This window comes from Microcoleus sp. S13C4, from assembly GCF_036700865.1.
GTDB lineage: Bacteria > Cyanobacteriota > Cyanobacteriia > Cyanobacteriales > Microcoleaceae > Microcoleus.
The window spans coordinates 1-4,505 of the sequence record NZ_JAUBPS010000141.1; the positions used below are offsets into that span (position 1 = coordinate 1).

Annotated in this window: 4 protein-coding genes; 3 read left to right on the forward strand and 1 reads right to left on the reverse strand. The window is 46.4% G+C overall.

The window, feature by feature from the left end; genetic code table 11:
- Window positions 1–532: 532 nt before the first annotated feature.
- Window positions 533–1,321 carry a hypothetical protein gene (locus tag QT996_RS28065; RefSeq protein ID WP_333050743.1) on the reverse strand — a complete coding sequence of 263 codons (789 nt, stop codon included), beginning with the start codon at window positions 1,319–1,321 and terminating at the stop codon, window positions 533–535.
- A gap of 304 nt (window positions 1,322–1,625) precedes the next feature.
- Between QT996_RS28065 and QT996_RS28070 the strand changes: the two genes are divergently transcribed.
- The 3 genes from QT996_RS28070 to QT996_RS28080 all read left to right on the forward strand — a co-directional run bounded on the left by QT996_RS28070 (window position 1,626) and on the right by QT996_RS28080 (window position 4,490).
- Entirely contained in the window at window positions 1,626–1,799 is a 174-nt protein-coding gene (locus QT996_RS28070; RefSeq protein ID WP_333050745.1) for a hypothetical protein, read from the forward strand.
- A 5-nt stretch (window positions 1,800–1,804) separates the two neighbouring features.
- Window positions 1,805–3,301, forward strand: coding sequence for a mannitol dehydrogenase family protein (locus QT996_RS28075; RefSeq protein WP_333050746.1), 1,497 nt, complete (start codon window positions 1,805–1,807; stop codon window positions 3,299–3,301).
- Window positions 3,302–3,560: 259 nt separating this feature from the next.
- Window positions 3,561–4,490: a PAS domain-containing protein gene (locus QT996_RS28080; RefSeq protein ID WP_333050748.1), complete on the forward strand. Its 930-nt coding sequence runs from the start codon at window positions 3,561–3,563 to the stop codon at window positions 4,488–4,490.
- Window positions 4,491–4,505 lie beyond the last annotated feature (15 nt).

The following is a 4,505-nucleotide window of genomic DNA, read 5'->3' on the forward strand; positions in this document are numbered from 1 at the left end:
GGGGAGCCCTTGTTCTTTGAGCCACCACCGAAAATTCCCTTGACAACGGGCTTTGAGCCTTAACTTGTCACCAATGCCCGACGATAAAGCTGACTCGTTGAGAAAATTCCTGGAGATTAGCATTAAGAAACTCTCTCAAAATGGAAGGACAAATTTGAGAAGCATCGAATGATCAATTAATTGGCAATGGATAAACGCCAGCAACGACGATACCAAAGCAACGCGCAAGCCAACTTAATCATACCGAGATAGTTACAAGCTTTCTTGTCATAGCGCACTCAGATAGCTTTACACTTCGAGAGCCAACCCAGAGTGCGCTTTACAAGCCAACGCCTTGCATGATAACGGTGCCCATCACCCGCCGCGACCATCTTTGATACTTGCAGATAACCTCTCGGCGGTCGGTGTGCATGGGTGTTGTTAGGTCGCTAAAGCCTTGAGATAACAGAACTGGTTAGGTCTGTTAGTAAAAGATGTTGGGTTGACGTAAAGAAACCTAACCTACAAGAGCGATTACTGGTGTTATGTGCGGTCACTGCTTATATTCATTGATGTCGGTATCCGTAACATAAATCACCACTGGACTTGTATCTTTCCCGTCGGTTGTTACGATCGCATCTCTGCACCCTATTGTTTCTTTGATCTTGGCATCGGCATCAGCCAGGGTTGCGCTCTCGGACAGGAAGATTACTTTAGGCTGAGCTTTTTCTCCCTGTTCATGTCGCCAGTCAAGGTAGTTCTTTAGTGTTGGCGGTGGCGAGACTGGATCACCCCCTTGATCCCTCTGCGGATTTGAACCTTCAGGCTGAGACTGCACTAAAAACGCTGATGCATTGATCCTGTAGACCATGTTGACATATTTTTTGTCGGCGTCAACCACAATGACTCTATATCGATTTCTAGACTCTAGCTCGTTAACAACATCTTGCAATGGCTTGTTCATATCATCCTGACTGAAGACAAGATCGTTTGCGAGAGCCTTCAAGGGGATCTTTGCCAACGTGTTGTCTGGCAGCGGGGGTGCCGAAACAAGGCCACTGTTAGCTTGCTGCAATACAGCAGCAGTAGTCCGATCCGTGGCCCTTGAAGCAGCCTCAAAAGCATTGCGCGAAAAATAAAATGCCAGAATAGTGCCTACCCAAGTTCCGTACAGAGGGAGGGTTGAATCCATTACTCGTCCTGAAACAACCCCTCTTTTTTCACCATTTTCCGCAGTGACAATTACCACGACTGATATACTGAAGACAGCTATTATCGAAGCGAGAAGAACCCCCAAGGCAATCCTCTCCCTATTTCGGGAGTCAGATTGCTCTTTCAACATAATCCCCTCTCGAGTGGTTTGGCTTGGGGGCTGGCTCTGGGAAGTTAGATCAGGGGACAGAGAAGCAGGTGTTGCCGTGGCTGGAGGAAGGGGAGAAGTATTAGCCATGAATATCTAGTATTTAACCGATATGTTGATATTGAATTAAAACTCAAAGCAGAAATCGCTCGCCTAACTATATAATTGACTGAAACTTTCCGCTTAAGATCCCATAGTGGGTAGATAGGCAGAATGATTCGGCATAACACCCCAAGTTTACTACTTAAGCAGATTCTTTCTGCAGAATACGCGGCTTAAGCTGAATATGCGGAATCTTTCCGCATATTTTCAGATTCCTTACGGAGTCGTGCAAACAGACGGAGATAATTCCAGCCAGTTGCGCGATATTGTTCCTATTCACATTAGCGGCGATATGAGCCATCTGTTTGACTTACAGGGTGAAGCAGTTTTAAAAAGCCGTCGTCACCACCTAGTATAAATAAAATGAACAGCAATACCAGTACAAGCTCAACAATCAAGCTGAATCAACAATCCCTATCTCGTTTACCAGGAAACGTGCGCGTACCCAAGTACGATCGCCATCAAATTACTAATGGAATTGTGCATATTGGGGTTGGTGGATTTCATCGATCGCACCAAGCGCTCTATCTTGATGATTATTTCCATCAGAATCCTGGTAGTGATTGGGGAATTTGTGGTGTTGGATTGATTGACAATGACTATGACAGGCGAATGCGGGATGCGCTGCTGTCCCAAGATTGTTTGTATACCTTAGTTGAGCGATCGCTAGAAGGAGATCGCGCTAGAGTCATCGGTTCAATCACTCAATACCTTTTTGCACCAGACAATCGTCAAGCAGTTATTGAAGCATTAGCAGATCCCAAATGCCGAATCGTTACTCTAACGATCACTGAAAGCGGCTACTACTACATTGAAGGAAGTGGCAATTTCGATGTAAACCACCCGACGATGCAGCACGATTTGCAACATCCTGACAAACCACTTGGGACATACGGTTTTTTGACAGCAGCACTCGAAAAGCGGCGTAAACAGGGGTTGGCACCCTTTACAGTCTTGTCCTGCGACAATATCCAGGGCAACGGCAACATGGTGCGGAAAATGCTAACGACATTTGCCCAAATGCGCGATCCAGATTTAGGAAGTTGGATTGCTGAACACGTTGCGTTTCCAAACTGCATGGTCGATCGCATTACTCCGCTGACAACCCCAGCAGATATCAAAATGGTGGCCCAACAGTTTGGTATTGATGATGCGTTTCCATGCGTCGCGGAGCCTTTCACCCAGTGGGTAATCGAAGATACCTTTTGTGCAGGCAGACCCGATTGGGAATCCCTTGGCGTACAGATGACTAAGGATGTTCATCCCTATGAAATGATGAAAATTCGCCTGCTCAATGCCAGTCATATGCTGATTGGCTATCTCGGCTCTCTGGCAGGTTATAACTACGTTTATGAAGTCATGGCCGATCCCTTATTTGTGCAAGCAGTCGCTAACCTGATGGATGAGGTGACACCAACACTCCAACCCGTTCCTGGGATTGATTTAGACGATTATAAAAAAACTTTAATTGAACGGTTTTCCAATCCCAAAATTCGCGATCAGCTTCCACGCCTTTGCCTGAATGGATCGGCCAAAATTCCTAAGTTTGTTTTGGGATCGATCCGCGATAAATTACAACTTGAAGGTGCGATCGATTACCTAAGTTTGACGATTGCTGCTTGGTGTCGATACATCAATAGTCATGATCAACAAGGGCAACCTATTCCCATTGATGACCCATTAGCAGACATCCTTACTCAACGCGCCAGTTTGAGTGAATTAGATCCCAGACCATTACTGGGCCTATCTGAAATTTTTGGAGATTTAGTACAGTCAGCACGTTTCGTCGAGGCTGTTGGTGACCAGTTGCGTAGTTTGCATGAGTTCGGCGCTAAAGGAACGCTAGCCCGATTGTCGTAGGCACCATCCGCATCCGTGAGGAAACTTATTTGAGAATCCCACGGCTGCACTACGTTAAAGCCGTGGGGTTCTCCCGTCTAGCCCAGCTCTATGTCTACGAGTGCAAAGGGAAATTCAGCAGGCAGTACAGCGCAATATTTATTGAGGTCATTCTTTCCTATCTTCCCTAGGGCCAAAGCATCTATCTTAAGGCGGATTCTCGTCAGTAACTAACTCAGGTTCAATGGAGAAGACCGTGTATGTATACGGATGAATTTTCATGAAGCGCGACGCCACAGGCAAGTTTCTTAGCAATTGGAACTCGGAGATGAAACAACGAGTGAGCGTATCTCTGACTAATACAGCATGGCGATCGCTCGATAAAGAGGCTCAGAGGCGAGGAATTTCTCGCTCTGAAGTCATTGAACGCTTTGCCCGCAGCCTTGAGAGCGAAGAGCTGTTCTGTGTCCAAGAAACTGAAGGCAAGGTAGCAACGATTCTTGAAAGCATTACGGATGCTTTTGTCGCCTTCGATCGCGACTGGCGCTACACCTACGTGAATCGGGCGGCGGCTAAACTCCTGCACAAAACGCCAGAAGAGCTACTGGGAAAACACGTTTGGAATGAGGTTTTTCCTGAGTTAGTCGGTGGAGTTGCCTATCAGCAACTACATCGGGCAGTGGCACAACAGGTTCCTGTTTCCTGGGAAGAATTTGGGGAACCTATCCAGTGTTGGTTAGAGGCGAATGCCTATCCCTCTACAACAGGGGTAGCCGTTTATTTTCGAGATGTGAGCGATCGCAAACGCTTGGAATCAGAACTGCGGCAGCGAGAGCAACAGTTCAAAATGGTGGCGGAAAATGCCCCAGACATTATTAGCCGAGTTGATGCAGAATTTCGCCATATTTATGTCAGCCCTTCTGTAGAACTGGCAACAGGTATTCCATCAGAGCAATTTGTTGGCAAGACCAATGTTGAGCTAGGAATGCCAGAAGACCTCTATCGTGTTTGGCATGATAGTTTTCGGCAAGCCTTTGGAACCGGGCAGGAACAGACGATTGAATTTAAGTTTCCGACTCAAAATGGTATTCGATGGTATCAGGCGCGTATTGTCCCCGAATTTGCCAGTGATGATTCTGTTGCATCATTACTAGACCTCTTGCGAAAGTCTCAGGCGATCTCTAATTTAGTCTTTAAAGAAAGTTCATAATTATAAATGCCAGCG